General features: G+C 68.3%; 22 protein-coding genes. 11 read left to right on the plus strand and 11 right to left on the minus strand.

From position 1 onward, the window contains the following. Positions 1-184 precede the first annotated feature (184 nt). Positions 185-559: a hypothetical protein gene (locus GEM_RS21330; protein WP_014899466.1), complete on the plus strand. Its 375-nt coding sequence runs from the start codon at positions 185-187 to the stop codon at positions 557-559. 155 nt (positions 560-714) lie between these two features. On the opposite strand, the gene GEM_RS21335 is transcribed toward GEM_RS21330, so the two are convergent. Next, positions 715-2,232, minus strand: a complete 1,518-nt coding sequence (locus GEM_RS21335; protein WP_014899467.1) for a CoA-acylating methylmalonate-semialdehyde dehydrogenase — start codon at positions 2,230-2,232, stop codon at positions 715-717. A gap of 49 nt (positions 2,233-2,281) precedes the next feature. Next, a complete protein-coding gene (locus GEM_RS21340) occupies positions 2,282-3,640 on the minus strand; it encodes an aspartate aminotransferase family protein (protein WP_014899468.1) in 1,359 nt (452 codons plus the stop codon). 105 nt (positions 3,641-3,745) lie between these two features. Between GEM_RS21340 and GEM_RS21345 the strand changes: the two genes are divergently transcribed. Beyond that, positions 3,746-4,711, plus strand: coding sequence for a LysR family transcriptional regulator (locus tag GEM_RS21345; protein ID WP_014899469.1), 966 nt, complete (start codon positions 3,746-3,748; stop codon positions 4,709-4,711). 6 nt (positions 4,712-4,717) lie between these two features. On the opposite strand, the gene GEM_RS21350 is transcribed toward GEM_RS21345, so the two are convergent. Genes GEM_RS21350 through GEM_RS21360 form a run of 3 tightly spaced genes read right to left on the minus strand, consistent with a single transcriptional unit; the run spans position 4,718 to position 6,796 of the window. Next, entirely contained in the window at positions 4,718-5,962 is a 1,245-nt protein-coding gene (locus GEM_RS21350; protein WP_014899470.1) for an MFS transporter, read from the minus strand. Next, the gene (locus GEM_RS21355) at positions 5,959-6,288 is read right to left on the minus strand and encodes a hypothetical protein (protein WP_014899471.1); all 330 of its coding nucleotides are present in this window, start codon (positions 6,286-6,288) and stop codon (positions 5,959-5,961) included. The genes GEM_RS21350 and GEM_RS21355 overlap by 4 nt, the downstream gene beginning before the upstream one ends. A gap of 37 nt (positions 6,289-6,325) precedes the next feature. Continuing rightward, positions 6,326-6,796 carry a MarR family winged helix-turn-helix transcriptional regulator gene (locus tag GEM_RS21360; RefSeq protein ID WP_014899472.1) on the minus strand — a complete coding sequence of 157 codons (471 nt, stop codon included), beginning with the start codon at positions 6,794-6,796 and terminating at the stop codon, positions 6,326-6,328. A gap of 168 nt (positions 6,797-6,964) precedes the next feature. Here GEM_RS21360 and GEM_RS21365 point away from each other — a divergent pair, with 168 nt between their 5' ends. Then, complete coding sequence (locus GEM_RS21365; RefSeq protein ID WP_014899473.1) at positions 6,965-7,456, plus strand: 2,4'-dihydroxyacetophenone dioxygenase family protein; 492 nt, start codon at positions 6,965-6,967, stop codon at positions 7,454-7,456. A 20-nt stretch (positions 7,457-7,476) separates the two neighbouring features. Here GEM_RS21365 and GEM_RS21370 read toward each other — a convergent pair whose 3' ends face one another. Beyond that, complete coding sequence (locus tag GEM_RS21370; protein WP_014899474.1) at positions 7,477-8,436, minus strand: GlxA family transcriptional regulator; 960 nt, start codon at positions 8,434-8,436, stop codon at positions 7,477-7,479. Positions 8,437-8,569: 133 nt separating this feature from the next. Here GEM_RS21370 and GEM_RS21375 point away from each other — a divergent pair, with 133 nt between their 5' ends. Both GEM_RS21375 and GEM_RS21380 read left to right on the plus strand, forming a co-directional pair. Continuing rightward, on the plus strand, positions 8,570-9,370 hold the full coding sequence (locus tag GEM_RS21375; RefSeq protein WP_014899475.1) for an SDR family NAD(P)-dependent oxidoreductase: 801 nt from the start codon (positions 8,570-8,572) through the stop codon (positions 9,368-9,370). A 275-nt stretch (positions 9,371-9,645) separates the two neighbouring features. Continuing rightward, the gene (locus tag GEM_RS21380; protein WP_014899476.1) at positions 9,646-11,436 is read left to right on the plus strand and encodes a sensor domain-containing diguanylate cyclase; all 1,791 of its coding nucleotides are present in this window, start codon (positions 9,646-9,648) and stop codon (positions 11,434-11,436) included. 61 nt (positions 11,437-11,497) lie between these two features. Here GEM_RS21380 and GEM_RS21385 read toward each other — a convergent pair whose 3' ends face one another. From GEM_RS21385 to GEM_RS21395, 3 genes are all read right to left on the minus strand, one after another. Next, the gene (locus tag GEM_RS21385) at positions 11,498-12,844 is read right to left on the minus strand and encodes an MFS transporter (RefSeq protein ID WP_014899477.1); all 1,347 of its coding nucleotides are present in this window, start codon (positions 12,842-12,844) and stop codon (positions 11,498-11,500) included. Between the two features lie 87 nt (positions 12,845-12,931). Then, on the minus strand, positions 12,932-14,311 hold the full coding sequence (locus GEM_RS21390) for an MFS transporter (protein WP_014899478.1): 1,380 nt from the start codon (positions 14,309-14,311) through the stop codon (positions 12,932-12,934). Between the two features lie 182 nt (positions 14,312-14,493). Then, entirely contained in the window at positions 14,494-15,453 is a 960-nt protein-coding gene (locus GEM_RS21395; RefSeq protein WP_014899479.1) for an MBL fold metallo-hydrolase, read from the minus strand. Positions 15,454-15,630: 177 nt separating this feature from the next. Between GEM_RS21395 and GEM_RS21400 the strand changes: the two genes are divergently transcribed. Together GEM_RS21400 and GEM_RS31925 are read left to right on the plus strand one after the other, a co-directional pair. Beyond that, the gene (locus GEM_RS21400) at positions 15,631-17,283 is read left to right on the plus strand and encodes an IclR family transcriptional regulator (protein ID WP_014899480.1); all 1,653 of its coding nucleotides are present in this window, start codon (positions 15,631-15,633) and stop codon (positions 17,281-17,283) included. A 249-nt stretch (positions 17,284-17,532) separates the two neighbouring features. Beyond that, the gene (locus tag GEM_RS31925) at positions 17,533-17,676 is read left to right on the plus strand and encodes a hypothetical protein (RefSeq protein WP_187293287.1); all 144 of its coding nucleotides are present in this window, start codon (positions 17,533-17,535) and stop codon (positions 17,674-17,676) included. Positions 17,677-18,106: 430 nt separating this feature from the next. On the opposite strand, the gene GEM_RS21405 is transcribed toward GEM_RS31925, so the two are convergent. Further along, positions 18,107-18,589, minus strand: coding sequence for an Lrp/AsnC family transcriptional regulator (locus tag GEM_RS21405; RefSeq protein WP_014899482.1), 483 nt, complete (start codon positions 18,587-18,589; stop codon positions 18,107-18,109). Positions 18,590-18,873: 284 nt separating this feature from the next. Between GEM_RS21405 and GEM_RS21410 the strand changes: the two genes are divergently transcribed. The 3 genes from GEM_RS21410 (at position 18,874) to GEM_RS21420 (ending at position 21,269) form a co-directional block, all read left to right on the plus strand. After that, a complete protein-coding gene (locus tag GEM_RS21410) occupies positions 18,874-19,503 on the plus strand; it encodes a LysE family translocator (RefSeq protein WP_014899483.1) in 630 nt (209 codons plus the stop codon). Between the two features lie 121 nt (positions 19,504-19,624). Then, positions 19,625-20,800 carry a voltage-gated potassium channel protein gene (kch, locus tag GEM_RS21415; protein WP_014899484.1) on the plus strand — a complete coding sequence of 392 codons (1,176 nt, stop codon included), beginning with the start codon at positions 19,625-19,627 and terminating at the stop codon, positions 20,798-20,800. A gap of 37 nt (positions 20,801-20,837) precedes the next feature. Further along, the gene (locus GEM_RS21420; RefSeq protein ID WP_014899485.1) at positions 20,838-21,269 is read left to right on the plus strand and encodes a YqaA family protein; all 432 of its coding nucleotides are present in this window, start codon (positions 20,838-20,840) and stop codon (positions 21,267-21,269) included. Positions 21,270-21,293: 24 nt separating this feature from the next. Here the strand turns inward: GEM_RS21420 and GEM_RS21425 are convergent, their stop codons facing one another. Beyond that, positions 21,294-22,946, minus strand: a complete 1,653-nt coding sequence (locus tag GEM_RS21425) for an acyl-CoA synthetase (RefSeq protein ID WP_014899486.1) — start codon at positions 22,944-22,946, stop codon at positions 21,294-21,296. Positions 22,947-23,160: 214 nt separating this feature from the next. On the opposite strand from GEM_RS21425, the gene GEM_RS21430 reads away from it, so the two are divergent. Further along, the gene (locus tag GEM_RS21430; protein ID WP_014899487.1) at positions 23,161-23,928 is read left to right on the plus strand and encodes a Crp/Fnr family transcriptional regulator; all 768 of its coding nucleotides are present in this window, start codon (positions 23,161-23,163) and stop codon (positions 23,926-23,928) included. The last annotated feature ends 171 nt before the right edge of the window (positions 23,929-24,099 follow it).

Below are 24,099 nucleotides of genomic sequence, written 5' to 3' on the forward strand. Positions count from 1 at the left end.
TCTTCTCGCAGCCCGCCCAAAAACCGCCTATGTTGAATGAAGCGCGCCCGTTTCGCCGCCATTCGACCTCGCGTCGCTCGCACCGGCGGCCATCACGCCGCGTTCCGGCACCATTCCCCGCAATCGTGCGCACGCCCGGCCGTGCACGCGGTTACGCCGCCCACCGGATTACCAGGAGGTACCCATGAAAGCCGTGCTGCTCGTCAGTTCCGCCCTGCTCGCCATGGCGTCCGTTTCGGCCTCGGCTCAAGGCTCGATCACCAAAGTCGAAAACGGCGCGCTGGTCGCCGCGAACGGGATGACCGTCTATACGTTCGACATGGACAAGCCCAACACCGGCACCAGCGCATGCACGGGCCAATGCGAATCCCTCTGGCCGCCGTACAAGGCCAGCGCGACCGACGGTCCGGCCGGCCCCTACACGATCGTCAAGCGCGACGACGGCAGCCCGCAATGGGCCTACAAGGGCAAGCCGATGTACTTCTTCTCGAAGGACATGAAACAGGGCGACCGCAACGGCGACAACTTCAAGAACGTGTGGCACGTGATCGCGCCGTAAGCGTTCCTTCCCCGCCTTCAGCGCCGGCGCAGCCGCCGCGCGCGTAAAAAAACCCGCCCCGATCGTCGATCGGGGCGGGCCTGTGCAGTTGCACGCCGGCCGCATGGCCGCGCCCGCCTGCCGGCGGTGCATGCAGCCGGACCGCAGCAGCGGTATCAGCGATTCGACGGGAAGCTGAACACGGTCCCTTCGCGCACACCGGCCGACGGCCAGCGCTGCGTGATCGTCTTGCGCTTCGTGTAGAACCGCACCGCATCCGGGCCGTACGCGTGCAGGTCGCCGAACAGCGAGCGCTTCCAGCCGCCGAACGAGTGATACGCGACCGGCACCGGCAGCGGCACGTTGATGCCGACCATGCCGATCTGGATGTTGTCGCCGAAGTAGCGCGCGGCTTCACCGTCGCGCGTGAACAGGCACGTGCCGTTGCCGTATTCGTGCGCGTCGATCAGCGCCATCGCCTCGTCGAGCGACTTCAGGCGGATCACGCCGAGCACCGGCCCGAAGATCTCGTGCTGATAGATCGGCATGCCCGGCTTCACATTGTCGAACAGGCACGGGCCGAGGTAGTAGCCGCCGTCGTGGCCGTCGACCTTCACGCTGCGGCCATCGACGACGAGCGTCGCGCCCGCTTCCACGCCCGCCTCGACGAAGCTCGTCACCTTCTCGAAATGCTGCTGCGTGACGAGCGGCCCCATGTCGACGCCGGCGCCGTTGCCCGGGCCGACCTTCATCTTCGCGATCTCGGCCTTCAGGCCTTCGACCACCTTGTCGCCCGTTTCGTCACCGATCGCGACGACCAGCGGGATCGCCATGCAGCGTTCGCCGCACGAACCGTACGCGGCACCCATCAGCGCGTTCACTGCGTTGCCGATGTCGGCGTCGGGCATCACGACCGCGAAGTTCTTCGCGCCGCCGAGCGCCTGCACGCGCTTGCCGTGCGCGCAGCCGGTCGAGTAGATGTATTCGGCGATCGGCGTCGAGCCGACGAAGCTCACCGCCTTCACGCGCGGGTCGGTCAGGATCGTGTCGACCGCTTCCTTGTCGCCGTTCACGACGTTCAGCACACCCGGCGGCAGGCCGGCCTCGAGCGCGAGCTCGGCCATGCGCAGCGTCGACGACGGCGTGCGCTCGGACGGCTTCAGCACGAACGTGTTGCCGCACGCGACCGCCATCGGCCACATCCACAGCGGCACCATCACCGGGAAGTTGAACGGCGTGATGCCGGCGGCGACGCCGAGCGCCTGGAACTCGCTCCACGAATCGATCGCGGGGCCGACGTTCTTGCTGTGCTCGCCCTTCAGCAGCTCGGGCACGTAGGTCGCGTATTCCACGTTCTCGATCCCGCGCTGCAGCTCGCCCATCGCGTCGGCGAGCACCTTGCCGTGCTCGGCGGTGATCAGCGCACACAGTTCGTCCGCATGCTCCTCGAGCAGCGTCTTGAAGCGGCTCATCACGCGTGCGCGCTTCAGCGGCGGCGTGTTGCGCCACGCCGGGAACGCGGCCTGTGCGGACGCGATCGCGGCTTCGACGGTCAGCTTGTCGGCGAGCGCGACGCTCTTGTCCGATTCGCCGGTGGCCGGGTCGAACACCGGCTGGACGCGGCTGCCGCCGTCGACGCGCTTGCCGTCGATCAGGTGGCCGATGGTGGAGGTCACATTGCTGTCGTGTTTCATCGTTGAGGCTCTTTCGTGAATTCGGTTATCGCTGGGAACGGGCCGCGGCTCAGTCCACTTCGTTCAGCGCGTCGGACAGCGCGTTCACGAGATTGTCGATCTCGCGCTTTTCGGCGATGAACGGCGGCGCGAGCTGGATCGTGTCGCCGCCGTAGCGCACGTAGAAGCCCTTCGCCCAGCAGCGCATCGCGATCTCGTACGGGCGCCGTGCCGGCTCGCCCGGCAGCGCCGCGATCGTCAGGCCGGCAGCCAGCCCGTAGTTTCGGATGTCCGTGATATGGCGCTGGCCCTTCAGCCCGTGCACGGCCGCCTCGAAATGCGGCGCGAGATCGCGCACGCGGGCCACCGCGTCTTCCTTCACGAGCAGGTCGAGCGCCGCGACGCCGGCCGCGCACGCGACCGGGTGCGCCGAATACGTGTAGCCGTGCGGGAACTCGAGCATGTACTCGGGGCCGCCCACGGCCATGAACGTGTCGTAGATTTCCTTCGTCGCGATCACGCCGCCGAGCGGCTGCACGCCGTTCGTCACCTGTTTCGCGAAGTTCATGATGTCCGGCGTGACGCCGAACGCGTCGGCGCCCGTCATCGCGCCGGCCCGGCCGAAGCCCGTGATGACTTCGTCGAAAATCAGCAGGATGTCGTGCGCGGTACAGATGTCGCGCAGGCGCTTCAGATAGCCCTTCGGCGGCACGACCACGCCCGCCGAGCCGGAGAACGGCTCGACGATCACGGCCGCGATGTTCGATGCGTCGTGCAGCGCGATCAGGTCGAGCAGGCGGTCGGCCAGGTCGGCGCCGTGCTCGGGCATCCCGCGCGAGAACTTGTTTTCAGCGAGTTGCGTGTGCGGCAGGAAGTCGGCGTCGATGCCCTGGCCGAACAGCTTGCGGTTCGGCCCGATCCCGCCGACCGAGATGCCGCCGAAGTTCACGCCGTGATAGCCCTTCTCGCGACCGATCAGGCGCGTCTTCGTGCCCTTGCCCTTGGCGCGCCAATACGCGCGGGCCATCTTCAGCGACGTGTCGGCCGCTTCCGAGCCCGAGCCGGTGAAGAACACGTAGTCGAGGCCGGCCGGCGTCAGGTCCTTGATCTTGTTCGCGAGCTCGAACGATTTCGGGTGGCCGAACTGGAACGCCGGCGCGTAGTCGAGCTGCGCGACCTGGCGGCTCACGGCTGCCGTGATCTCGGTGCGGCCGTGACCGAGGCCCGTGCACCACAGGCCCGACAGGCCGTCGAAGATCTTGCGGCCTTCGCCATCCGTGTAATACGCATCCTTGGCCGACACGATCATGCGCGGGTCGGACTTGAACTGGCGGTTCGCCGTGAACGGCATCCAGTGGGCGTCGAGCCACGCGGCGTCGGTGCGGAGGTTCGTCTCGTCCTGCTGCTTGGCGATGGTCGTATCGGTCATGTCGGTCGGCGCAGCGCGCCCCTCCTTCTTGTGATGATGTTGCGCATTGTCGGGAGGCCAATTAGTCTTTTGAATATCGCAATATCAATGTTCACTTGCGCAACTATGCAAGCAAAGAAACCGAAGAGCCGCGCGCTGCTCGGGCAGCTCAGCGACATGGATCTGCGCCTGCTGCGGGTCTTCAAGGGCGTCGTGCAGTGCGGCGGGATGGCGGCGGCCGAGCTGGAGCTGAATATCGGCATCTCGACGATCAGCCGGCACGTGAAGGATCTGGAAACGCGCCTCGGCCTCGTGCTGTGCCGGCGCGGCCGCGCGGGCTTCACGCTGACTGCCGAGGGGCAGACGGTGTACGAGGAAACGTTGCGGTTGCTCGCATCGATGGAGGCATTTCGCAGCAGGATCGACGGCATTCACGACAAAATGGGCGGAGAACTGCACGTCGCGGTATTCGACAAGACGGCCACCAACCCGAATGCGCGACTCGGCGACGCGATCCGCCAGTTCGCGGACGAGGCACCCGACGTCGCGCTGAACCTGCATGTCGCGTCGATCAACGAGGTCGAGCGCGGGATCATCGACGGCAGCTATCAGGTCGGGATCATTCCCGCGCACCGCAGCTCGGGCAGCCTCGTGTATGCGGAACTGTTCGACGAACGGATGCTGCTGTACTGCGGCCGCCAGCATCCGCTCTTCGACGCGCCGCACGGCAAGCTCACGTGGACGACGATCCGCAGCCACGCGTTCGCCGGGCTCGGCTTCCATTCGCCGAACATGGAGCTGAGCCATCGGGCGAAGCTCACGCGCAGCGCGACGGCGTCGGACCAGGAGTCGATCGCGACGCTGATCCTGTCCGGCCGCTATCTCGGCTTCCTGCCCGACCATTACGCGGAGAGCTTCGAAAACAAGGGATTGATGCAGCCGATCGCGCCGCACCGGTTCAACTACCGGTGCCGGTTCGTGAGCCTGTTGCGGCGCTCGCCGCGGCCGTCGCGGGCGGCGCTGCTGTTCCAGTCGTGCCTCGAAGCCGCGCATGCGGCGGCGCGGCCGGGCGGCGGCGACGGTGACGCGTAGCCGGGCTCAGGCTTCGTCGGTGCCGCCGGGCTGCGGCTGGCGCCGCATCTGCATCATGAAGTACACGGCGACCAGCGCAGCCGCGAATCCCGATGCCGCGCCGACGCCGAGCGCCCAGCGCGGGCCGAGGTGGTTCGCGACCCAGCCCGCGACCGGCGCGCCGATCGGCGTGCCGCCGAACGCGACCGCGAGGCGCAGTGCCATCACGCGTCCGCGCATCGCCGGCTCGGTCGACAGTTGCATCAGTGCATTGGTCGACGTGGTGAACGTCATCGCGGCGATCCCGGTCAGCACGAGCGCGGCCGCGAACAGCCAGTAGCCCGGCGCGATCGCGCCAAGTGTGCAGCCCACGCCGAACACCGCGGCGCCGATCCACAAATGCCGGAACAGCGGCCGTTCGCGGCGCGCCGCGAGCAGCGCGCCCGTGATCGTGCCGACCGCCATCATCGACGACAGGATGCCGAAGCCGCGCGCGTCGACGTGGAATACGCCGGCCGCCATCGTCGAGATGAACAGCGGGAAGTTCAGGCCGAACGTGCCGATCAGGAACAGCATCGCGAGCGTCGCCGTCAGGTCCGGGCGATGCCACACGTAGCGAAAGCCGTCGAGCAGGCTTCCCCGCGTACGGCCGGCACGCCCGTTCTCGCGCAGTTCGTCGGTGCGCAGCAGCGACAGCGACGCGAGCACCGCGACGAAGCTGATGCCGTTGAGCAGGAACGCCCAGCCCGTGCCGACCGACGCGATGATGAAGCCGGCCGCCGCGGGCCCGATCATCCGCGCCGCATTGAACGACGTCGAATTGAGCGCGACCGCGTTCGCGAGCTCGCGGTCGCCGACCAGTTCCGCGACGAAGGTCTGCCGCACCGGCGCATCGAACGCCGATGCGCAGCCGAACAGGAACGCGAACAGATAGACGTGCCACAGCTGCACGACGCCGGTGACGGTCAGCACCCCCAACGCGAGCGCGAGGCCACCCATCAGCGCCTGCGTCGTCATCAGCAGCCGGCGCTGGTTGAAGCGGTCGGCCGCGTAGCCCGTCCACGGCAGCAACAGGAGCTGCGGGCCGAACTGCAGCGACATCACGATCCCGACCGCCGACGCGTCGTGGTGCGTCAGTTGCGTGAGCACCAGCCAGTCCTGTGCGGTGCGCTGGATCCACGTACCGACGTTGGACACCAGCGCACCGGCCGCCCAGACGCGGTAGTTGAAGCTGCGAAGCGAGCGGAACACGCCCGCGGCCGGCACGTTCATGGCCGCTCCGGGGCGTTGCCGCCGTGCAGCGCGCCGAAGTGCCGCGCGAGGAACAGGCCGATCGCCAGCACGCCGAGCCCGAGCGCGGCCGCGTCGGCCGTGCGCGCCAGGTCGAAAGCACCGACCCGGCGCAGCAGCACATAACCGATCGCGAGATTGACGACGCCCCACACGACGTTCACGGTGGACGACGACAGCCCGCGACCGGGCGGATTCGCGAACGGCGTCTGGAACGGCTCGCCGCGCAGCCCGCTGACGAGGTGCGGGACGGCGTTTGCCAGAAAGACGCCGCCGAAGAAGTACGACACGAGATGCAGGATGTTCACGTTCGCGCGTTGCTCCCGCCGGGCGGATCGATCGGGGTCACGGGCGCACCGCGTCCTGGAATTCCGCGAGCCGCTGCAGCAGCTGCACGGCCGACGCGAGTTCGGCCTGCTCCTGCGTCGACAACTGCGCGTGCAGCGCGCGGAACAGCCAGTCGTCCTTGGCCGCGCGGTTGGCCTGCAGCCGCGTGCGGAAGGCGGGCGTGAGCGCGATCAGCGTCTGCCGGCCGTCGGTTGGATCGGGCGCGCCGCTGACGGCGCCCATCGATTCCAGCGTCGCCACCGTCATGCGCATCGACTGCGGCCGCACGCTTTCCGCACGCGCGAGCCCGGAGACGGTCGCCGGGCCGTCGCGGTCGAGCCGCAGCAGCACCGATTTCTGCGAGGACGTGAGGTCGTTCGGGTGGGATTGCTCCCGCATCCGCCGCATCAGCTTGCTGACCGAGATGCGGAGTTCGCCGGCGAGACCGGCCAGGCGCGGCGCTTCGGGGGACGACGATGGCGTGTTCATGAATTCACGATAGCATATCTACAGCAAACCTTTACAGTTTAACTGTATATATCCGGACGCGCCGAGCATGCGGACAGTCGCCCGAGGCCGAACATGAGCCGAACCCGTTCGGCTGCCCGACCTGCTCTGCGATAATGCGGACTTCCCGTTTCCGCTCCGCTTCCCGCCATGACGCCGCCCTCCGCCCCGCTCTCCACCGACCTGCCGCCGATTTCGTGCCTGCCCGGCGACGCGCTGCCGTGGCTGCCGATGAGTGCCGACCTGCCGGGGCTCGCGATCAAGTATCTGCATATCAATGCGGCGGAAGACACGCTGACCGCGCTGCTGAAGATGCCGGCCGGCGGCACGCTGCCGCGCCATCGTCACGACGGCGAGGTGTTTGTTCATACGCTGCAGGGTGCGTGGCGCTACCGCGAGTACGACTGGGTCGCGCAGGCCGGCTCGACGGTGCTCGAACCGGCCGGCTCGGTGCACACGCCGGAAACACTCGGCGCGCCCGGTGACGACGTGATCACGCTCAACGTGATGCGTGGCGACCTGGTGCTGCTCGACGACGACGGCCGCGAGACCGCGCGCGAGAATTGCCGCGTCGCGCTGCTGCGTCAGCGGAAGCATGCGCGCATGGCGCCGCACGACGCGGCGCCGTTCGTCACGCGCTGAACGGCCGACCACGGCCGCCATCAGGCCATTTCGCGCTCGTCCGCGCGCGCGTCGCGCCGGATCGCCTGCGGCGGCACGCCGAAGCCGCGCACGAACGCGTCGCGCAGGTGGCGCCGGTCGCGAAAGCCGTTCTCTTTCGCGATCACGTCGAGCGAATGCCGGCTCTGCTCGATCATCAGCCGCGCGGCCTCGAGCCGCAGCCGCTCGATCGCCTTCGCCGGCGACTGCCCGGTTTCGAGCGTGAACACGCGGCTGAACTGGCGCGGGCTCAGGTGGACGGCGTCGGCCAGTTCGTCGACCGTCAAGGCTCGGCCGAGGTTCTGCCGCGCATAGTTCAGCGCATTCTGGATCCGGTCCGATTTCGGCGCGAGGTCCAGCATTTCCGAATGCTGTGACTGCCCGCCCGCGCGGCGCTGGTGCATCACGAGCTTGTGCGCGACCGAGCGCGCGGCGTCCGCGCCGAGATCCTTTTCCACCATCGCGAGCGCGAGATCAAGGCCGGCCGTCATCCCGGCCGACGTCCAGATCGGACCGTCGACGATGTAGATCCGGTCTTCCTCGACACGGATGTCCGGAAAATGCTTCTGCATGTCGCGGCCGTACGCCCAGTGCGTCGTCGCGCGGCGCTGCGCGAGCAGCCCGGCCTCGGCGAGCACGAATGCGCCGGTGCAGATGCCCGCGACTCGCCGCGCGCGCACGTTCGCGCGGCGCAGGAACGCGACCACGCCGGCCGGCGCCGGCGACGCGAGCGGATCGTTCACGCCCGCGACGATCCACGTATCGACGTCGATCCGCCCGCGCAACGCCTGCGTGGCGACCGACAGCCCGAGCGACGAGCGCACGTCGCCGCCGTCGACGGAATAGTTGGCCATCACGTAGAACGGCTCGCCCGCGCCCATGTTCGCGTACTCGAACACCGACTGCGCGGCGAGCGCCATGATCTGGAAGCCGTCGCTGATCAGAAAGCCGATACGGTGCATGCGTGTCTCCGGTGCCGGGACCGGCCATCGGCCCGATGTCCGAAATCATACCCATCTACGTCATTTGTGTCGCTGCGTTTCGAAGCCACAATGCTTTCACGCACTCACCCTTTCCTCGACACGGAGCGACATCATGACTGAAGCACATCGCGGTACCGCCGTCATTACCGGCGCATCGTCCGGCATCGGCGCGATCTATGCCGACCGGCTCGCGCGCCGCGGCTACGACCTGATCCTGGTCGCGCGCAACCGCGACCGGCTGATCGCCCTCGCCGAGCGCATCACGAACGACACGCAGCGCAGCGTCGAGATCGTCGGCGCGGACCTCAACGACCGCGCGGCGCTCGCCGCCGTCGAGGCGAAGCTGAAGCAGGACGCGAGCATCACGCTGCTCGTGAACAACGCGGGCGTCGGCACCCACGCGCCGCTGCTCGACAGCGACGTCGACGCGATGACGCGCATGATCGACCTGAACGTGACCGCGCTCACGCGCCTGACCTATGCAGCCGTGCCCGGCTTCGTCGCACGCGGCCGCGGCGCCGTGATCAATATCTCGTCGATCGTCGCGCTGTCGCCGGAAACGCTCAATGGCGTTTATGGCGGCAGCAAGGCGTTCGTGCTCGCGTTCAGTCAGTCGCTGCATCACGAACTCGCCAACCACGGCGTGCAGGTGCAGGCCGTGCTGCCCGGCGCGACGGCCACCGACTTCTGGCAGACCGGCGGCCTGCCGCTCGAACACCTGCCGAAGGAAATCGTGATGTCGGCGTCGGACCTCGTCGACGCGGCGCTCATCGGCTTCGAGCGCGGCGAACTCGTGACGATTCCGTCGTTGCACGCGGCTGACGAATGGGATGCATACGAGGCCGCGCGCCGCACGATGGCGCCGCACCTGTCGACGGACTCGCCAGCGCCGCGCTATGCGGCTGCACGCTAGTCGAGCCGGATCCGCGTCGCGCCCGGGCTGCCTCGGGCGCGACGCCGTCGAATCGAAGCATCCTGTCGAACACTGTTGATCGCGCCGGAGTGCGCCGGTCGTCGTCAACGCCGCGACGCATTCCGGCCACCTCGTTTCGTCAGACCCAACGCCGGTTTCGACCCGCTTGCCACGCATTTCTCGCGACGATAAGCTCTCCGATTGCAGCCCCCGAAGCAGCGCCCACCCGGCATTTGTCCGATCATCGGCGCAATCGACCGTCGCGGAATTCGACCATGCGGTTCCGAATGTTCACCACCGGGACCGGCGACACGCCCGGCTCCTCTCGCGCCCCCGCCGACCATCGACCGGCGCTTGTGCCGTTGCCCGAGCTGGCGACCGTGTGCCATCTCGCCCGCGCGCATTTCGGCACGGCCGGTGCGTTCGTCGCGCACGCTGAAGCCGGCGCGCAACGCGTGCTGGCATCCGACGGCAGGTTGCCCGCCACGCTTCCCGCCGAGTTCTTCCCGCCGCCGGTCGAACGCGTACCGACTGCCGACCGACGATTCGTCACGCCCGTTGCAGCCAATCCGCTGCTCGATGCATTGCATGTCGTCGCGGCGTGCGACCTGATCGCACCCGACGGCGCTGCCATTGGCGCACTGTGCGTCGTCGGCAGCACGGGCCTGACGCTCGATGCCGCGCAACGAACTTTCCTGCACGACCTGGCGACGCTGGCGGAACGCGCGATCGGTCGCGCGAACGCGCAAGCCGCGCTGCACGAACGGCTCGGCGCCGTCGAGGAACGCAGCGCGCTGACCACACTGGCGCTGACCGAAAGCGGCACGGGCGTGTGGGATCGCAACGTGGAAACCGGCGAGATCCATTACTCGGCGGCCTGGAAAGCGTTGCTCGGCTACGCGCCGCATGAGCTGACGAGCCGGATCGAGGATGCGTACGACCGGCTGCACCCGGACGATGTCGCCGACGTGAAGGCCGCGATGCTCGCGCACTTCGAAAGCCGGACCGACAGCTATGCGGTCGAGCACCGCATCCGCTGCAAGAACGGCACGTACAAATGGATCTGCAGCCGCGGCAAGGTCATCACCCGCGACCGCAACGGGCGCGCGCTGCGCATGGTGGGCACGACCACGGACATCACCGCGCTGCGCGAGCTCGCCGGCCGGCTGCGCGACGCCGCCACGCTCGTCACGAACCTGACCGACCAGGTTCCCGGCCTCGTGTTCCAGCTGCGGCAGACGGCCGACGGTCGACGATTCTTTTCGTATGCGAGCGCCGGCGCACGCGACATCTACGAACTGACGCCCGAGCAGATCGCCGGCGACGCGGATGCGATCGAAACCCGGATCCATCCGGCCGACCTGGCCGCCTACCGCGAGTCGCTGCAAGCGTCGTCGGCGCGACTGGCGCCCTGGCGGCTCGAATATCGGGTGCTGCTGCCCGACCAGGGCATGCGATGGCGCGAAGGCGACGCGCGCCCGCAACGCACGCCGGACGGCGGCACGATATGGCATGGCTTCATCACGGATGCGACCGAGCGCAAGCACATCGAGACCGAACTGCACCGGATGGCGACGACCGACCATCTGACCGAGCTGTCCAACCGCCACGCGTTCATGCGGCAAAGCGAAGCCGCGTTGCGCTGCGTGCGCGCGACCGGCCAGGACGCCGCGGTGCTGATGCTCGACCTCGATCACTTCAAGGCGCTGAACGACCGCTGGGGACATCCGCTCGGCGATCGCGCGCTCCGGCATTTCGCGCGGCTGCTGCGCGCGGAGATCGGGCCGGACGGCATCGTCGGGCGCATCGGCGGCGAGGAATTCGCGATCGTGCTGCCGAGATCCGGGATCGACGCGGCGTTCGCGCTCGCGCTGCGCGTGCAGCAGCGCGCAGCCGACACGCAGCTCGTGCACGAGGATCAGCGGCTCGCACTGACCGTCAGTATCGGCATCGACGCGATGCGGACCTCGGACTTCGGCGCGTACCAGTCGCTGTCGCGCGCCGACAAGGCGCTGTACGTCGCGAAGGAACTCGGCCGCAACCGGATCGAGGTCTATCGCGCCTAGCCGCGCTCGCCGCCGTGCGCGTGGCGCGTCGATCCGTCATCAATACGGATACATGGATCCATCACCGCGGCGACTGCACCGCGTCGCGCGGCGTGGCGCGCACGCCCAGCAGCATCGCGACCGCGCACGCGGCCAGCAATCCCGCGATCATCAGCATCGCCGAGTCCATGCTGCCGGTGCGGGTGCGGATCACCCCGACGATCCACGGCGTGATCATCCCGCTCGATACGCCGATGCTGCTGATCAGCGCGATCCCGCCCGCCGCGCCGGCGCCGGAGAAATACGCGGACGGCACGGCCCAGAACACCGGATGCGCGGCGAAGATCAGCATCGCCGCGATCGACAGCAGCGCCATCATCGCGACGATGCTCGGCAGGTGCAGCGTCAGCAACGCGAGCGCCACCGCGCCGCCGAACGCGCACGCGGCGAAGTGCCGGCGCCGTTCGCGCTTGCGGTCGGAGCGTCGCGCGATCGCGAGCAGGCCGGCCGCGCCGATCGCGTTCGGCACGATCGACAGCAGGCTGATCTGCACGACGTCGTGAATGCCGAATTCGCGAATCATCAGCGGCATCCAGAACAACAGCATCAGCAGCGCGGTCGTCAGCGAGAAATAGATGAACGCGAACAGGTAGGTGTGCGGCTCGGCCAGCACCTGCTGCAACGAGCCGGCCGCATGCGCGGGCGCGTCCGCGCGATCGGCGGCCAGGTCGGCCGCGAGCCGTTGCCGGTCGTCGTCGGACAGCCAGCGCGCGTGCTCGGGGCGGTCGCACAGCCAGAACCACGCGATCACGCCGAGCAGGATCGCGGGCGCACCCTCGATCGCGAACATCCATTGCCAGCCGTGCAGCCCGAGCACGCCCGACATCCCGCGCATCAGCCAGCCCGACAGCAGCCCGCCGACCATCCCGGCCACCGCGACGCCCGCGTAGAAGATCGACAGCACCGAAGCGCGCCGGCGCGCCGGATACCAGTACGTCAGGTAGAACACGACGCCCGGGAAGAAGCCGGCTTCGAACAGCCCGAGCAGGAAGCGCAGCACGTAGAAATGCTTCGCGCTGTCGACGGTGATCATCGCGACCGACACCGCGCCCCACAGGAACATGATCCGCGCGAAGGTCCGGCGCGCGCCGAAGCGGCGCAGCAGCGCGTTGCTCGGCACCTCGAACAGCACGTAGCCGACGAAGAACAGCACCGCGCCGAGGCTGTACATCGCATCGGTCAGGCCGAGATCCTGCCGCATCTGCAACTGCGCAAAGCCGATGTTGCTGCGGTCGAGGATCGACACGATGTAGCAGATGAACAGGAACGGCACGATCCGCGCGCCGATGCGGCGGTACAGCGCGTCGTCCGACGTGCGGGAACCGGACGCGACGGCATGCGCGGCGTCCGCTTGAAGATGGGCTGACATCGATCGTCTCCTCGATGGGTGCGATTGCGGGGCGGACAGGACCGCAACGCCGGTCGCCGCCGCCCGCCGGCAGCGCCCGGCCGTGACTCAATCGTGCCGCGCGGGCTCGCCCTTCACGCCGAGCAGCAGCGCCGCGCCGCTCACCGCAAGCAGCGCGGCCAGCAGGTACACCGCGAGATCCATGCTGCCGGTGCGCGTGCGGATCATCCCGATGACCCACGGGCTGACGATGCCGCTCGTGATCCCAATGCTGCTGATCAGCGCGATCCCGGCGGCGGCCGCGTTGCCCGACAGGTAGCGGGTCGGCACGGCCCAGAAGATCGGCAGCGCGGCGAAGATCAGCGTCGCCGCGATCGACAGGCACGCGAGCATCGCCGCGAAGCTGTGCAGGTGCAGCGTCAGCGCCGCCAGCGCGAGCCCGCCGCCGATCGTGCAGCACGCGAAGTGCTTGCGGCGCTCGCCGGTGCGGTCCGAGCGGCGCGCGATCAGGATCAGCCCCACCGCGCCGACCGCGTTCGGCACGACGGTGTAAAGGCTCACGGCCACGACGTCGGTCACGCCGAAGTCGCGGATCATCAGCGGCATCCAGAAATTGAGCGTCAGCGATGCGCAGGTCAGCGAGAAATAGATGAACGCGAACAGGTAGACGCGCGGGTTCGCGAGCGCGGCCGCCAGGCTGCGCCCGTCGTGCGCGCCATGCGCGGCGCCGTGCCCGCGGCCGTCCGCGCACAGTGCGGCGACGCGCGCCTTTTCATCGGACGTGAGCCACGCGGCGTCCTGCGGACGGTCGACCAGATACGTGAACGCAAGGAACGCGAGCACGATCGCCGGCGCGCCTTCGATCGCGAACATCCACTGCCAGCCGTGCAACCCGAGCACGCCGCTCATGTCGCGCATGATCCAGCCCGACATCAGGCCGCCGAGCACGCCCGCGACCGCGACGCCCGCGAAGAACACCGAGATCGCGGCCGCACGGCGGTTCGCGGGAAACCAGTAGGTCAGGTACAGCACGATGCCGGGGAAGAAGCCGGCCTCGAACACGCCGAGCAGGAAGCGCAGCACGTAGAAATGCGACGGCTGCGACACGAACATCATCCCGGTCGACGCGATGCCCCACAGCAGCATGATCCGGGTGAACGTGCGGCGCGCGCCGAAGCGCGCGAGCAGCATGTTGCTCGGCACCTCGCAGAACACGTAGCCGACGTAGAACACCGCGGCGCCGAGGCCGTACATCGCATCGCTGAAGCCGAGATCGTGCTTCATCTGCAGTTGCGCGAAGCCGATGTTGATGCGGTCGAGAAACGACACGACGTAGCAGAGGAACAGGAACGGCACGATCCGCCACGCGATCTTGCGGAACAGCAGCGCGTCGCCGGCATCGGACACCGGCGCGGATTCGGATGCGGAAGTCGACGCCGAAACGCTCGCGTGCGCGATCGTCGCTTCGGCGGGAAGCGATTGGGGCATGTCTCTCTCCAAACGGGCCACGCGAATCGAGCGCGCAGCAGTCTCCGAGGGCGTACGTGCGCCCTGCTTTCTTGTGAGATCGGATGTCGGCTCCCTGAACCGCGGCGCAATGCCGCCGCCGGTCAGGCGCCTTCAGCAAAACGGCGGGACGTCCGCCCGGACGCCCCGCCGCCGTGAGCCGCTCAGTCCTGCAGCGCGTCCCACATTTCCTTGTCGCGCTGCGCGGTCCAGATGCGCGGATGCGTGATGCCGCTCGCCTCGTCGAAGGCGCGCGACACGTCGAACGGCAAACAGTGCTCGTAGATGAACACGTGGCCGAACTTCGGATCCATCGCTTCGCGCGTGAGTGCCATCGATGCCTTCAGGTCGAGCTGGCGCTCGACGGCCTTGCGGCCCTGCGCGAGCAGCGTCGTGACGAAATCCTTCGTGTAATCGAGGCCCTTGTTCACTTCGGCCGGATTCAGCAGTGCGGGGCCACGGCCCGGCACGAGCTTGTCCGCGCCGAGCGCGCGCAGCGCCTCGAGCGTGGCCGGCCACTGTTCGAGCTGCGCGTCGCCGCAATAGCAGGCGGCGTCGTATTCGACCAGGTCGCCCGAGAACAGCACCTTCTGCGACGGCAGCCACACGATCGTGTCGCCCTTCGTGTGGCCCGAGCCGACGTGCATGACCTTCACTTCGAGCTTGCCGAGGAACAGCGTGATCTCGCGCTCGAACACGAGCGTCGGCCAGGTCAGGCCCGGCACCGTCTCGACGCCCGCGAACAGGCGCGGGAAGCGCTCGATCTCCGACTTCATGTCGGCCTCGCCGCGCTCGACGATCATCTCGTACGTGCCGCGGCTCGCGATCACGTGCTGCGCGCCTTCTTCGAAATACGCGGACGCGCCCAGCACGCGCACCGCGTGGTAGTGCGACAGCACCACGTGCTTGATCGGCTTGTCGGTCACGCTGCGGATCTTCGCGATCAGGTCCTGCGCCATCGCGGGCGTCGCGGTCGTGTCGACGATCAGCACGCTGTCGTCGCCGATGATCACGCCCGAGTTCGGGTCGCCTTCGGCGGTGTAGGCGTACGCGTTCTCGGACAGCTTCGTCCAGGTGACTTTCTTCTCTTCCAGATCGGCTTGGGAGGCGAATGCTTTGGCCATGTTGCGTTCCGTGGCTGCGAGCCATGTGTTGAGGGGAGTGAACGGATCATCTTCCCGCGCCGATTATTTGTCAATGACAAAGTCGCTTGCTATTGTTTAATACGGGTAAACCTGCGGGCTGGCGCGAGAAATGGCGTCGGATACCATGCGGGGTTTCGTCATCGGAAGAATCATCGCGTGCAGAACCACGAAGTCAGCGCAGACGACGCGCCGCCCAAGGCGCAGCGCGGGATCCAGAGCGTCGAGGTCGGCGGCCGGCTGCTCGACGCGCTCGCGCGCCGGCGCAAGCCGCTCGGCCTGTCGGAGCTGGCGGCCGCGGCCGACCTGTCGAGCGCGCAGGCACACACTTATCTCGTCAGCCTGACGCGGCTCGCGCTCGTGAAACGCGACGCGCTCACCGGCAACTACGAGCCGGGGCCGCTGTCGCTGCGGCTCGGGCTGATGTCGATCGAACGCCAGCCGGCCTATCGCGCGGCGCTGCCGCACGCGGCGCGGCTCGCGGAAGCGGTCGGCCTGAGCGTCGCGCTGTCGGTGCCGGGCGCGCTCGGGCCGACGATCGTGCGGATCGAGCACGGCGGCTATCCGCTGCACGTGAACCTGCACGTCGGGTCGGTGATGTCGCTCGACACGACGGCGACCGGCCGCGTGTTCCGCGCGTTCGGCGATCCCGCGCACCTCGACGCGATGGCGGCCAGCCAGGCCGGCGCCGGCGACACGCTCGCGGGCGCGGAAGGCGACCAGCCGGCACCCGATGCCCGCGCGTGGCAGCTCGAACGCGAGGCGATCCGCGCGCGCGGGATCGAGCGCGGCGTCGACCGGCCGAGCCCCGGCGTCAGCGCGATGTGCGTACCGGTGCTGGACGCGGACGGCAGCCTGCAACTCGCATTGACGGTAATCGGTTCGACCGGGTCGATCGACGTCGGCTGGGACGGCCCGATCGCGACGGCGCTGCGCGATGCGGCGCGGCAGGCCACCGCGTCGCTCGACGCCGGACGCGACGCGCCGCCGGCCGCGCCGGCCGCGCCCCCGGCCATGCAGCGCATGCCGCCCGCGCTCGCCGACGACGCGAAGGCGCAGCGCGGCATCAATGCGCTCGACAGCACGGGCGAACTGCTGCTCGCGCTCGTCTCGGCCGGCCGCGCGCTGCCGTTGCGCGACCTCGCCGCAGCGGCCGGCATGCCGGCCGCGAAGGCGTTTCCGCATCTGGTGAGCCTGCAGAAGATCGGCCTGCTGAGCCGCGACGACGCGGGCTGCTTCGGCGGCGGGCCGCTCAGCCAGGCGCTCGGGCTGATCGCGATGCAGCGCGTGTCGCCGACCCGCGATGCGGAAGCCGAAATCGTCGCGCTGGCCGGCGCGACCGACATGAGCGTGGCCGCCGCGACGCTCGGGCCGCTCGGGCCGACCGTGATCCGCCTCGAGGAATCGGCGCGGCCGCAGCACGTGAGCCTGCAGGTCGGCACAGTGATGTCGCTCGTGAATACAGCGATCGGGCGGATCTTCGCGGCCGGCATGTCCGACGACGTGCTGGCCGGGCTGCTGGCCGACGAGCCGGTGCGCCTGGCCGGCGGCACGCCCCGGATCGACGACGCGTTCCGCACGCGCCTCGCCACGATCCGCGCGCACCAACTCGATTTCGCGTTCGACGCGCCGGTGCCGGGCATCGGGACAATCGCCGCGCCCGTGTTCGATCACACCGGCAGCATCCGGCTCGTGATCGCGATCATCGGCTCGTCGCGCGGCTTCCCGCGCGGGCCGGACAGCGAACTCGCGCACACGCTGCTCGCCGCGACGCGCCGACTGTCCTGGCGGTTCGGGTGGATCGGCGGGTAATCGTCACCCCGCTGCCGCGCCCCTTCTCCCGCCTGACTTTCCTGTCTGCCCCCTCAACGCGAGGCCGTGCCCGCCACGGCCTCGTCGCGCCTGTCCGCCACGGACAATCGAGCGCGGCCGCGCGTCATGTTGCGCGGCAGCAACATAAATTGTCAGTAATTCTCATATAACGAAATCGCATTTCACAACCCGGTGAAGTTTCTTTATGATTAGGGTTATCCCTAACTCACCGCCTATATGGGCTTCGTCATGCAAACGTCCAATGTCTCGAACCGTTCCACCGAATCCGCTGGCTGGCTCGCACGTGTCGGCGAACTGATCGCAGAAGCCTGGGCACTCCACCTCGAGAACTGCGCAGTCATCGCTGAAGCGCACGCACGCCTGCCGCGCTAAGCGCCGCGACTGTCCGCCGGCCGGCGGCACCATGACCGGCCTGATCCGCTTGCCCGGACGCGCGCCGAAAGGCCGCCGCGTTCGGCATCGGAATGCCCGGCGGATGACATAAAAAGGGGCCGAATGGCCCTGGTTGAATGCGGTCACTGCGAAGTGAGCAATGTGCGCGGATGCCGGCGTCTGACCGCGTCGGCGCGGGTTCGACCGCCGCCGATCGGTGCGCCCGACTGCGGCTCGAGCAGTGCGCGATCGCTTCAGATCGCGCCGGATCGCCACGGAAGATTCATCCGTTTTCCCACCCTGCGCGTATTTCCCGTCCGGATCCGGCTCCGGGCCGCGCGCACTCGGCGCCGCAACCCGCTCGCCACGTTTCTTCAGCGCAGCCATCTGCCTCGTCGCAACGACGATGCATGGCCCGCCGCCGCCCCCCTTACACCTGAATCGACGGCACGTCCTTCATGCACCGCAGCGCGAACATCGAGCGGCTGTGGCGGATGCTCGTAATCTTGTAGAGCTTCTCGCGCAGGAAACGCTCGTAGCCGGCCGTGCCGTCCACCGCGACCTTGATCCAGTAGTCGTATTCGCCCGATACCAGGTATGCCTCGAGCACTTCGGGCAGCGCCGCAAGTTCGGCGCCGAAACGCGCGAGCGCGTCGTCCTCGTGGCGATCGAGCGTGACTTCGAGGATCACGATGTCCGCGTAGCCAAGCATGCGCTGGTTGACGAGCGCGACGTAGCCGTCGATGTAGCCGTCGACTTCGAGTTGCCGCGTGCGGTTCCAGCATGCGGTGGTCGACATGCCGATCTGTTCGGCCAGTTCGGCGTTCGACAGACGCGCATTTTTTTGCAGTGCACCAAGGATCTTGCGGTCCTGGTTGTCGAGGGTTTTCGGCGTGCGTTCGCGGGTAGCCATGACGAAAAAAATCTTCTACTGAAAACCCGCATTCTATCTGAACAAGATTCCGGTTTCGGGTTTGTTTTGCTGGAAAACAGGAAGCCTTTTAACCGGCCCGCTTGATACATTTTCTCCATGCCTGTTGTCCGGCACGCTCCCCGCGACACCCCCTTCGCACCGGGACGCCTGGCCGCAATCACGAGTTGCGGCGCCGGACCCGCAGGCATGCAGTGTCCCGCCTCCCGCGCGCCTATCCGGTTGCACGGGCCGGCGCCTGATCCTCCGTTTCCGCACCTCCCGTCATGTCGTTCAGGCTTTATCTGTCGTTCCTCGCTGCGTCCGCCGTCCTCATCTACGCCCCCGGCCCCGTCAACCTCCTCACCATGAACCAGGCACTGCGCACCGGCTGGCGCCGCGCGCTGCCGTGCGTGTGGGGCGGCACGCTCGCCGTGCTGCTGCAACTCGCGCTGACCGCGCTGTGCCTGAATTCGCTGGTCCACCTCAACGAACACGCGCTGACCGTGCTGCGCTGGGCCGGCGCCGCGTACCTCGTGTGGCTCGGCTGCAAGCAATGGCTCAACCGCGCGCCGGCGAACGCGCCGGCCGCATCGACGGACAGCGACGCCGACACCGGACGCGCGCTGTTCTGGCGCGGCGTCGCGACGTCCGGCCTGAATCCGAAGACGCTGCTGTTCTTTCCGTCGTTCTTTCCGCAATTCATCATTCCGAACGCCGAGTGGAGCCTGAACGCGCAGTTCCTGCTGCTCGCGACGACGTTCGCGCTGCTGTTCGCGGGCGGCGTCGCGTCGATGGCGCTGTTCTCGCACCGGCTGAGCCGGGCGCTGCAGCGGCCGGCGCGGATGCGCGCGATGAACCGCGTGACGGGCGGGCTGCTGGTCGGGATGGGCGCGATCATGGTCGGCTGGAACTGAGCGGCCGCGTGCGCGGGTGCCGTGGCGCCCGCCGCCCGGCCCCTCGAAAAAGCACGCGCGCGCCGAATGCTTTAGGGTAGCGGCTGGTTCGTTGGACATGCCCGGCTCGTCGGACAATTGCATGAAGCACGTCACTACCCGCCTGCGGCGCCTGTTCGCGCCGATCGGCCTGCACTGGTATCTCGCTCTCCTCCTCGCGCTCGATGCACTGATGGTGCTGCGGCCCGTCGTCGCCCATGCGAACCTCGGCGCACATCATGCGTGGCTCGCCGATGCGCTCGATCTCGTCGACAACGCGGGGCTCGTCGTGCTGCCGCAGGTCGTCGTCGCGGCCGGCCTCGCGACGATGGCCGTCGGCATCGTGCTGCGCGCCCGCGTCGCCTGGGTGCTATCGATCCTGCTGCTGGTCGCGGCCGCTACGATCAGCATCCTCGGCGGCTACCGCAGCCATGCCGTGTTCATGTACACGGCCGTGCTGGTGGTCGCGCTGATCTACTACTGGCGGCACTTCGACCGCGCGAGCGTCGCGGCGAGCAGCCTGTTCGCGTTGCTCAGCATCGTGTCGCTGCTGATCTACGCGACCTTCGGCGTGCTGTATCTCGGCGACGAATTCACGCCGCCGGTCCACGACCTCGCCACCGCCGTCTACTTCTCGATCGTGTCGATGTCGACCGTCGGCTACGGCGACATCGTTCCGCACGCACCCACCGCGCGCCTGTTTACCGCATCGGTGATCGTGCTCGGCATCACGGTGTTCGCGACGTCGATCAGCGCGGTCGTCGGACCCGTGATCGGCGGCAATCTCAAACGGATCGTCAAGGGAGGCCTGTCGAACGTGATCCGCAAGCATCATTTCCTGATCGTCGGCGGGACGCCCGTCGCGCACGCCGTGCACGACGGGCTGCGCAAGCGCGGCTATGCCGTGACCGTCATCGTGCCGGCCGGCGTCGAACACAACTATCCGGGCACGACCGACCTGATCGTCGGCGACGCCACCGACCACGCGGTGCTGGACAGCGCCAGCGCGGCCACGGCCCGCGCGGTGCTCGCGCTGCGCTCCGACGACGCCGAGAACGCGTTCATCATCCTGGCGATCCGCGAGATCGCGCCGACCGTGCGCACGGTCGCGCTCGTGAACCACCCGCGCAACCTGGAGCGGCTGCGGCTGCTGAAGCCGGACATGGTGTTCTCGCCGCAGCAGCTCGCGGGCGAACTGCTCGCCAGCACGCTCAACGACGAACCGGTCGACAAGTCGATGATCTCGCACCTGCTGTTCGGCACCGCCGACGCCGCGTGACCCGTATCGGCCGACGCGCGGCCAGTACAATCGCGCGATGTCCGAACTGCTCACCTACGGCGGCCTGTTCGCCGTGTCGATGGTCGCCGCGACCCTGTTGCCGCTCCAGTCCGAAGCCGTGCTCGCCGGCCTGCTGCTCGCCGGACGCGAGCCCGGGTGGGCGCTGCTGCTGGTCGCGAGCGTCGGCAATGTCGCCGGCGCCGCGATCAACTGGGCGCTCGGCCGCGGCATCGAGCACTTCCGCGAGCGCCGCTGGTTTCCGGTCAAGCCGGCCGCGCTCGCGCGCGCCGAGCGCTGGTATGCGCGCTACGGCCGCTGGTCGCTGCTGCTGAGCTGGGCGCCGGTGATCGGCGATCCGCTGACGATGATCGCCGGCGTGCTGCGCGAGCCGCTGCCGACCTTCCTCGCGATCGTGACGATCGCGAAGGTCGGGCGGTATCTGGTGATTGCGTGGCTCGTCGTGCCTTGAAGCGCACGGCAAGCCACGCCGCGTTTACTTCTTGTCCCCCGCCAGATCGATCGCCTTGTCCGATCCGACCGCGTTGCGCAGCTGGAATTTCTGGATCTTGCCGGTCGACGTCTTCGGCAGCTCGCCGAAACGCACCGCCTTCGGCACCTTGAAACCCGCGAGCAGCTGCTTGCAGTGCGCGACGATCTCCTCCTCGGTCGCGCTCGCGCCTTCGCGCAGCTCGACGAACGCGCACGGCACCTCGCCCCACTTCGGGTCGGGCATCGCGACCACGGCCGCGACCGCGACGGCCGGATGCCGGTACAGCGCATCCTCGACCTCGATGCTCGAGATGTTCTCGCCGCCGGAAATGATGATGTCCTTGCGGCGATCCTTGATGCGGATATAACCGTCCGGCGTCAGCACGCCGAGATCGCCGGTATGGAACCAGCCGCCGTGGAACGCTTCGTCGGTCGCCTTCGGGTTCTTCAGGTAGCCCTTCATGCAGATGTTGCCGCGGAACATGATCTCGCCGAGCGTCTCGCCGTCGGCCGGCACCGGCGCCATCGTGTCCGGGTCGAGCACCGTCGCGCCCGCTTCCAGGTGATAGCGCACGCCCTGCCGCGCATTGAGCCGCGCGCGCTCGTCGTCGGGCAATTCGTCCCAGTGCGCCTGCTTCGCGCACACGGTCGCCGGGCCGTAGACCTCGGTCAGCCCATACACGTGCAGCAGGTCGAAGCCGATCTCCTTCATCTTCGCGATCACGGCCGGCGCGGGTGCGGCACCGGCGACCATCGCGTGCACCGTGTGATCGATGCCTTCGCGGAACTCGGCCGGCGCGTTCGCGATCGCGCTCTGCACGATCGGCGCGCCGCAGTAATGCGTGATGCGTTCGCGGCGGATCAGGTCGAACACCGTCTTCGCGTCGAACTTGCGCAGGCAGACGTTCACCCCCGCGCGCGCCGCGACGGCCCACGGGAAGCACCAGCCGTTGCAGTGGAACATCGGCAGCGTCCACAGATACACCGCGTGCTTCGGCATGTCCCATTCGAGGATGTTGCTGATCGCCGCGAGATACGCGCCGCGATGGTGATAGACGACGCCCTTCGGGTCGCCCGTCGTGCCGGACGTATAGTTCAGCGCGATCGCATCCCATTCGTCGGCGGGCAGCGTCCACGCGTAGTCGGGGTCGCCGCCCGCGACGAACGCTTCATAGTCGGTCGCGCCCGCGAAGCGCGCGGGATCGGCCGGCATCGCGTCGGCGACGCTGACGATCTTCAGGCCCGGCACTTCGAGCGCCGCGCGATGCGCGAGCTCCGCGTATTCGGTGTCGACGATCAGCACCTTCGCTTCGCCGTGACGCAGCATGAACAGCACCGACGAGATGTCGAGCCGCGTGTTGATCGTGTTGAGCACGGCGCCGGCCATCGGCACGCCGAAGTGCGCCTCGACCATCGCCGGGATGTTCGGCAGCAGCGCGGCGACCGTCTCGCCGCGCGCGACGCCGGCCTGCGCGAGCGCGCTCGCCAGCTGCCTGGCCCGCTGGTAGGTCTCGCCCCACGTACGCCGCACGCCGCCGTGCACGATCGCGAGGCGCTCGCCGTAGACTTCGGCCGCGCGGACCAGGAAGTCGATCGGGGTGAGCGGCACGTAGTTGGCGTCGCGGCGGCCGAGTCCGGCCTCGAACATCTGCGTCATGATCCTGTCTCCCGTTTTCTGTCGACCGGCGTGTGCGCCGACGCCGCGGCGCGCTCCGGTCTCGTATCCAGCCGGAGTGCACGCACCCCGATTCGTTTTGATGTGGTTCAATTGTCGACAGCCTAACGGGCGCTATTGTGAGCCGTCTGTCATCGAAGCGACAGAGTGCCTTTCGAGCGCTGCGCGTTATCCCTATCCTCGCAAACCCGCACCCATGCACGACCACCTCGTTGCGCCGCCCGACGCGGCCGCTACCTCGGCCAACCTGCCGGCCGACCCGCCGTTCGAACCGGGCCCGTTGCCGCCACTGTCCGCGCTGTTCGGCCAGTGCGCGTGGTTCCGCGCGCTCGCGCCGGAACACCAGGCGCTCGTGCTCGCGCAGTCGCGCGCCGAACGGCGCGAAGCCGGCGACGTGATCGCGCAGCGGCTCGCGCCGTCCGAATACTGGATCGGCGTGCATCGCGGGCTGCTGAAGCTGGCGATCTTCAACGCGTCGGGGCGCGGCTGCACGTTTTCCGGCGTGCCGTCGGGCGGCTGGTTCGGCGAAGGCAGCGTGATCAAGCGCGAGCTGCGCAAGTATGAAGTCGTCGCGGTCCAGCGTTCGACCGTGCTGTTCGTGCCGGTCGACACGTTCCATGCGCTGCTCGACACGAGCCTGCCGTTCACGCGCTTCGTGATCCACCAGCTGAACAACCGGATGGGCGAATTCATCGCGTCGATCCAGAACAGCCGGCTGCTCGATGTCGACGCGCGCGTCGCGCAGGCGCTCGCGCAACTGTTCAACCCCGACCTGTATCCAGACACCGGCCCGTCGCTCGCGATCTCGCAGGAGGAACTGGGGATGCTCGTCGGCGTGTCGCGGCAGCGGATCAACCAGGCGCTGCAGCAGCTCGAGAAACTCGGCGTGCTGCGGCTCGCGTACAACCAGATCGAGGTCGTCGATCTGGCCGCGCTGGCGCGGGTCGGGATGGAACAGATCTGAGCGACGTCCGATGCACGGAACCGCCGTCGATGCGGCATGCGCGTCCGGTGCGGCAGCCGTTGCCGGGCGCCCGCACGCGCGCGTTTGATCCGATGAATCGTCCGGTCGCCGCCCACCCCAACCTGACCGTTCCGCCAGTTTCACGTCAGTAACCCGTTCAGCCCCGACGCC

The organism is Burkholderia cepacia GG4 (genome assembly GCF_000292915.1).
In the GTDB taxonomy this organism is placed as follows: Bacteria; Pseudomonadota; Gammaproteobacteria; order Burkholderiales; family Burkholderiaceae; genus Burkholderia; species Burkholderia cepacia_D.

Bases quoted from the DNA above. Each gene is read 5' to 3' on its own strand.
- GEM_RS21330 (WP_014899466.1), top strand. From the start codon at position 185: ATGAAAGCCGTGCTGCTCGTCAGTTCCGCCCTGCTCGCCATGGCGTCC.
- GEM_RS21335 (WP_014899467.1), bottom strand. From the start codon at position 2,232: ATGAAACACGACAGCAATGTGACCTCCACCATCGGCCACCTGATCGAC.
- GEM_RS21340 (WP_014899468.1), bottom strand. From the start codon at position 3,640: ATGACCGATACGACCATCGCCAAGCAGCAGGACGAGACGAACCTCCGC.
- GEM_RS21345 (WP_014899469.1), top strand. From the start codon at position 3,746: ATGCAAGCAAAGAAACCGAAGAGCCGCGCGCTGCTCGGGCAGCTCAGC.
- GEM_RS21350 (WP_014899470.1), bottom strand. From the start codon at position 5,962: ATGAACGTGCCGGCCGCGGGCGTGTTCCGCTCGCTTCGCAGCTTCAAC.
- GEM_RS21360 (WP_014899472.1), bottom strand. From the start codon at position 6,796: ATGAACACGCCATCGTCGTCCCCCGAAGCGCCGCGCCTGGCCGGTCTC.
- GEM_RS21365 (WP_014899473.1), top strand. From the start codon at position 6,965: ATGACGCCGCCCTCCGCCCCGCTCTCCACCGACCTGCCGCCGATTTCG.
- GEM_RS21370 (WP_014899474.1), bottom strand. From the start codon at position 8,436: ATGCACCGTATCGGCTTTCTGATCAGCGACGGCTTCCAGATCATGGCG.
- GEM_RS21375 (WP_014899475.1), top strand. From the start codon at position 8,570: ATGACTGAAGCACATCGCGGTACCGCCGTCATTACCGGCGCATCGTCC.
- GEM_RS21380 (WP_014899476.1), top strand. From the start codon at position 9,646: ATGCGGTTCCGAATGTTCACCACCGGGACCGGCGACACGCCCGGCTCC.
- GEM_RS21385 (WP_014899477.1), bottom strand. From the start codon at position 12,844: ATGTCAGCCCATCTTCAAGCGGACGCCGCGCATGCCGTCGCGTCCGGT.
- GEM_RS21390 (WP_014899478.1), bottom strand. From the start codon at position 14,311: ATGCCCCAATCGCTTCCCGCCGAAGCGACGATCGCGCACGCGAGCGTT.
- GEM_RS21395 (WP_014899479.1), bottom strand. From the start codon at position 15,453: ATGGCCAAAGCATTCGCCTCCCAAGCCGATCTGGAAGAGAAGAAAGTC.
- GEM_RS31925 (WP_187293287.1), top strand. From the start codon at position 17,533: ATGCAAACGTCCAATGTCTCGAACCGTTCCACCGAATCCGCTGGCTGG.
- GEM_RS21405 (WP_014899482.1), bottom strand. From the start codon at position 18,589: ATGGCTACCCGCGAACGCACGCCGAAAACCCTCGACAACCAGGACCGC.
- GEM_RS21410 (WP_014899483.1), top strand. From the start codon at position 18,874: ATGTCGTTCAGGCTTTATCTGTCGTTCCTCGCTGCGTCCGCCGTCCTC.
- kch (WP_014899484.1), top strand. From the start codon at position 19,625: ATGAAGCACGTCACTACCCGCCTGCGGCGCCTGTTCGCGCCGATCGGC.
- GEM_RS21420 (WP_014899485.1), top strand. From the start codon at position 20,838: ATGTCCGAACTGCTCACCTACGGCGGCCTGTTCGCCGTGTCGATGGTC.
- GEM_RS21425 (WP_014899486.1), bottom strand. From the start codon at position 22,946: ATGACGCAGATGTTCGAGGCCGGACTCGGCCGCCGCGACGCCAACTAC.
- GEM_RS21430 (WP_014899487.1), top strand. From the start codon at position 23,161: ATGCACGACCACCTCGTTGCGCCGCCCGACGCGGCCGCTACCTCGGCC.